General features: G+C 38.9%; 3 protein-coding genes and 1 pseudogene. All 4 read left to right on the forward strand.

Annotated features, from left to right (window positions below):
* Positions 1-258: 258 nt before the first annotated feature.
* The gene (locus tag AC1DND_RS01050) at positions 259-2,403 is read left to right on the forward strand and encodes a TonB-dependent receptor domain-containing protein (RefSeq protein WP_477578379.1); all 2,145 of its coding nucleotides are present in this window, start codon (positions 259-261) and stop codon (positions 2,401-2,403) included.
* Positions 2,404-2,458: 55 nt separating this feature from the next.
* Complete coding sequence (locus tag AC1DND_RS01055) at positions 2,459-4,888, forward strand: TonB-dependent receptor (protein ID WP_477578381.1); 2,430 nt, start codon at positions 2,459-2,461, stop codon at positions 4,886-4,888.
* Positions 4,889-4,916: 28 nt separating this feature from the next.
* The gene (locus tag AC1DND_RS01060) at positions 4,917-5,471 is read left to right on the forward strand and encodes an NUDIX domain-containing protein (protein ID WP_477578383.1); all 555 of its coding nucleotides are present in this window, start codon (positions 4,917-4,919) and stop codon (positions 5,469-5,471) included.
* A 139-nt stretch (positions 5,472-5,610) separates the two neighbouring features.
* Positions 5,611-6,000, forward strand: a pseudogene (locus AC1DND_RS01065) (lysophospholipid acyltransferase family protein); the annotation flags it as partial.

The following is a 6,000-nucleotide window of genomic DNA, read 5'->3' on the forward strand; positions in this document are numbered from 1 at the left end:
AATAAACAAAAGTAACATTTTGCAAATTGTTCAATTGTAATATTCTTTTATAGTTTTTGTAAAACTGATGACTGCTGATTGAGAACAGTTAATTGCCGATTAGCCCACAAAAATATTACTATAAAATGGCTGTAATAAAATAGTTACGGCTCCTTAATTAAACTTAGTTGCCGTTACTTTGTCTCCCTTTATAAAACACACGAAATTTTATTTTTTAATGAGACTTTTACAATCGACAACAATACTGGCGACATTAAAATGAATCCTTCAAAAGGAAATATGCTAAGCGAAATTACCGTAACAGGCCAAAAACAAGGCATGCAAATGGGGATCGACAAAAAGATTTTTGCTGTAGACCAGAGCGTAATCAGCGAAGGTGGCTCAGCAGGCGATTTATTGCAGAATGTTCCTTCAGTTTCTACCGATATGGATGGCAATGTGAGTTTACGTGGCTCTACAGGCGTAAAAGTTTTAATTGATGGAAAACCATCTTTAATTGCCGGCGGTAATGTAGCGCAGATTCTCCAATCGATCCCGGCCAGCTCTATCGAAAGCGTTGAGGTAATTACCAATCCATCGGCTAAATATGATGCAGAAGGTCAATCAGGGATCATCAACATCGTACTGAAGAAAAATACGAAACTTGGCTTTAACGGTTCAGTTGCGCTAACTGCAGGTAACCGTGATAACTATAATGCCAACACTAATTTAAGTTTTCAGAATAGCAAAGTAAACCTTTACGGAAACTATGGCTATCGCTATGGCAACCGTTTGGGTGGCGGTTTCCAGGACATTACCTACAAAACACCAACCAGTTCAACAGCTTTCGCAAATCAGAATACCGTTTCTAATTCTTCCGATAGAGGACACAATGCTAAAGCTGGTTTAGATTATTATTTGGCACCAAAAAGCGTAATCAGCTTATCGGGTGGTTTTAACTCAAGAGAAAATGAGCGGAACGAGCTGCTTGATATTAGACAATTAAGTGCAAACCAGTCACCTGTTTTATTAAGTAACAGAACCAATAATAATGACGGTTATGGAAAAAGTTATGACCTGAATTTAGATTACGTACAGAAGTTTAAAAGACCGAAAGAAGAGTTAACCTTCAACTTTGGTTATTCGTATGGAACAAACAACAACGACCAAACTTACAGCACCAACACCACTAACCGAAATGGTGTGCCGATTGATGAAACCTTAAGTTTACAGCGTGTTTTTAACACTGGCAATAACACCAATTACAACATCCAGACTGATTATGCATTACCTGTTGGTAAAGCCGGTAAAATTGAAGTTGGTTACCGTAGCCAGATCCGCTTAGGAAACAATGATCAATACGCAGATTCGATTCCTACAAATACGAATATTTATGTCAGTAACAATAAGTTAATTAACGGTTTCGATAGTAAGGATCAGGTGCACGCACTTTATTTCAATTACCAGAACCAGATTAAAGATTTTGGTTACCAAATTGGATTAAGAGGAGAAGATGCGCGTTTAAATACGCATTTAGAAGGTTACACGGGTAATGTATTAACCACGGCCGAAGGAAATATCCATTACAAAAGGATATATCCAAGTGTTTTCTTAACGCAAAAATTAAAGGGCGATAATCAACTCCAATTGAGTTATACACGCCGTGTAAACCGCCCTCGCCCCTGGGATACCAATCCATTTTTGGATGTTTCGGATCCTTTAAACTATAGAGGTGGTAACCCGAATTTATTGCCAGAGGATGTACACTCTTTCGAATTGGGATATAGTAAATACTGGAAAAAAGTAACCTTAACCTCGAGTTTGTATTTCCGCCAAACCAATGATGTAATTCAACGGGTAAGAAGTACACCAGTTAATGGGATCATTACTTCAACCCCTCAAAATTTAACGAATCAAATCAATAGTGGTTTAGAGTTAATTGGCCGCTTTGATCTGATTAAAGCTTTAAATTTTACCACCAACGTAAACTTATATCAAGCTAAGTTTGCCGGAGATGCAAGATTTGATATTCCATCGAGCAGTGGATTTAGTTGGAATGCCAACCTAACGGGAAATTTAACCGTTGCAAAAAATGTATCGTTACAGGTACGCGGCGATTATAGAGCACCGGAAGTGATGGCACAGGGAAAACGTAACGCCATGTATGGAATTGACGGCGGAGCCAAATATGATTTCCCGAACAAAAAAGCATCTTTAAGTTTCAATGTTAGAGATGTATTTAACACCAGAAGATGGAGCATGACCACCGAAGATAAGGCAACTATTGTTGATTTCGAACGACAAATGCAGGGAACAATGGGTAACCTAACCTTCTCTTACCGTTTTGGAAAAACAACATTTACGGGTGCTAAAAAGAAGAAAGACGATCAGCAGGATAACCGTCCTGATGAGGGATCATTTTAATAACCTAAGGTGCTTAGAAAAATATTTCTAAGCACCTTTTTTAACTAATCAGATATTGGAAAAACTTTTACCTAAGCTTTGCTTTACCTTATTAATTTTACTCAAGGCCTTTACTGCGCTTGCTGTAGAAAAAGGTGTAATCAGTGGAAAAGTGATTGAAGAAGTTGGTGGATTATCTATTCCATCAGCGGTAATATCTGTTTATATCGATGGATCTGAACAGCCCATAGTTACATCTGCCACAGATGAGGATGGCCATTTTAGTATTAAAAATCTAAAAACAGGAAATTATAGCATTAGGATAAGTTTTGTTGGCTATGCCCCATTAAAAGTAAATGGAATAGCCATAACAGAAAAAGATTTTGATAAAAACCTGGGCGCATTAAAACTAACCTCTGAACAAAATTCTTTGCAGGAAGTAACCATTACCGTCCAAAAACCACCTATCGAATTCGGAGCTGATGGTGTTACCTACAATGTTGGCTCAACACTATTAGCCGAAGGCAGTACCGCAACAGATGTATTAAAAAACGTACCAATGGTGCAGGTAGATATTGATGGCAACGCTACCATTGCAGGAAAAAGAAGTACGAGGGTTTTTATTGATGGTAAACCCTCAGACTATATGACCTCGAACATCGCCGACCTGCTAAATGTGCTACCTTCTGATGCCATCGATAAGATAGAAGTCCTTACCAATCCACCATCTAAATATAGCGGAGATGGCGAAGGCATCATTAACATTGTAATGAAAAAAGGCTTCAAGGTTGGCTTTAACGGTAATGTAGGTGTTTCGAGTGGATTGCAGGGCAACGGTAATACCAACGCCAATGCATCTTACCGCGGAAAATCTTATGCTATAAATGGAAGCGCTGCTTATCGTTATAATGTTGGGAAAGGTGACAGCCACAATTTCCGCGAAAACTTTTTTCCCGATACAACTTTCTATTATGACCAATATGGGGCTTACCGGAACCATAACAACGGTGGAAATTTTAGAATAGGTTTAGATTGGACCATTAGTCCAAAGCAAAGTCTGCGGTTATCAACCAATTACAACCTCAATAATTCAAATTCAAATGCTACAACCGATCTTCATTACTTAAGCGAAGAACGGATAGAAAACCGTCTCCGCAACCAGCATAATACGGGTAAAGGCAATAGCAATAACTTTGTTTTTAATGCCGATTACGATCTTCAGACCGATACCAGCGGAGGTAAAATATCTTTAGGATTAAATTTCAACACCAACAAGAGTATCGATTTTAGGGATTATAGCACCACTTATACTCAACCCAATACATCATCCCCAACTTTACAGCAAAACAATAACAACACCGGAAACAGGGGACTAAACGTAACCTTAGATTACGAAAAACCAATATTCAATAAACGCGACCGCATTGAAGCCGGGCTAGCTTTTAACTACAGAAAGAACGATAACGACTTGTTAATCGAAAATTTTAATTTTGCAACGCAACAGTTTGTGCGTAACAACAAATTATCGAACCAGTTTTTATACAATGAAAATATAGCTGCTGCCTATGCCACCTACAACTACCGGAAGGTTGGCTGGGGTGTTAAAACGGGAGTTAGGGCAGAACTTACAGATGTAGCTTTCGATTTATCAACCGGGCAGAATTATAATGTAAAACCTTATTTGAGCGTTTTCCCTAATTTATCTTTAAATCGATTTTACCGCAAACGGTACAATATTGGTGCTACCTATAGCATCCGTGTAAACCGGCCAAGAGAAAATACCTTGAACCCACAGGTTAATAATGTTGATACACTTAATATCTCCTACGGGAATCCTAATCTATCGCCAGCTTACACCCACCAGTTTGATATTAATTTTGGGGCTTTTGGCCAGAAATGGTCATTCAACCCGCGGCTTTCTTATTCTACCAGTCAAGGAGTTATAGAACGCTACCGCACGGTAACGTTAATTCCAGGCTCCAATACAGCCAGATCTGAAAGCACTTACGATAATGTCGGCACCAATAATTCGCTATCGCTTATCCTAATCGGGAATTATCGCCCTACCAATAAGATATCAGCCAATGGAAATTTCAGTGTGATCCAAAGTAATTATAAATCGCAATTAAACAGTTCGCTAAACCGTGATGGTTTGAGTTTTAGAGGGGCAATTGGCCTATCGATGCAGTTACCGCTTAAAACGGCTTTCGAATCGAACTTAAATTATGCCAACAATACTAATGCGCAAGGCCGGAGCAAAGGTTCCATTACTTCTAATTTCTCGGCCAGGAAAGTCTTTTTTGGTAACCGGTTAAACCTTCGCGTAACAATAAATGATATTTTAGGAAACAGGACCAATACCTTTTACAATGAAGGCCAGAATTTCAGGTTGGAGAATTATTCAACCAATAACACGCAGAATTTCACTTTTAGCCTAAATTATCGTTTCACTAAAATTACCGTAAATAAAATTCCACCACCGCCGCCTCCTGCAAAACCACAGTAAGATAAAATCATATTGCTTATCTTGCACCATGGAAGAGATCAACCCTTGGAAAACACTAGAGAGCGAGGTAAAGTACGATAACAACTGGATTCGCTTAACCGAACATCAGGTGATTAACCCCTCTGGCGGAAAAGGAATTTATGGTACCGTTCATTTTAAAAACCTGGCGATCGGAATCCTCCCACTAGATGAAAATTACAATACCTGGTTGGTTGGTCAATATCGGTATGCCCTAAACGCTTACAGCTGGGAAATTCCCGAAGGTGGTGGCCCATTTCACGAAGCATCGCTAGAAAGCGCCAGAAGGGAATTATTGGAAGAAACGGGCATGAGCGCCAGAAACTGGAAAGAGATCCAAAGAATACATTTATCTAACTCTGTGAGCGATGAACTGAGCATAATCTATGTTGCTACTGGTTTAATTCAAGGTATCGCGATGCCAGAAGAAACGGAACAACTCGTGGTAAAAAAATTGTCCTTTGATGAAGCTTATCAAATGGTTTTGAATGGAGAGATTACCGATTCGATAAGCGTTGCCGCAATTTTAAGAGCAAAACTGATGATAATGAACGGCGAATTATAGAATAATATATTAAGATTCCCTCATAACGATTAACCTAGATTCCGTCATTTCGAGCGCAGTGCAGCGTAGTCGAGAAATCTTTCAATGCGCATAAATTAAATCAATTTTAAAGGTTCCTCCGCAACGGTCGGAATGCTTTCTATTCAATTCAATCAGTTTTAAGAATGAACACGATTTACCGACAGATAGACCAATTATTTTTGCCGCAAACCACCAGAGTATGTACGATATCCCTTCGTTAATTTGGTTTTTAAGGAAACATAGTGCAAAATTTATCTCTAAAATTGAGCTTACCAAAGGTATTCCATCCATATCCATTAACCTGCGTTTAGGCGGTGGGGCAAACATCAACCGAAAAGATAACAAACAAGCCATTTCCGAAATCATTAAACTTGGCCGTAGAATGAAAGAAAACAACTGGAGTACTGTTATTTTCCCAGAGGGAACCCGGGCGAAAGATGGTCAGCTGAAAACATTCCAATTTGGAGGTATTGCTACCATATTAAAAGTAGTACCCAATGCTTTGGTC

This window comes from Pedobacter sp. 01N416, from assembly GCF_056399685.1.

Coding starts and splice junctions, on each gene's coding strand:
- AC1DND_RS01050 (WP_477578379.1), top strand. CDS start 259: ATGAATCCTTCAAAAGGAAATATGCTAAGCGAAATTACCGTAACAGGC.
- AC1DND_RS01060 (WP_477578383.1), top strand. CDS start 4,917: ATGGAAGAGATCAACCCTTGGAAAACACTAGAGAGCGAGGTAAAGTAC.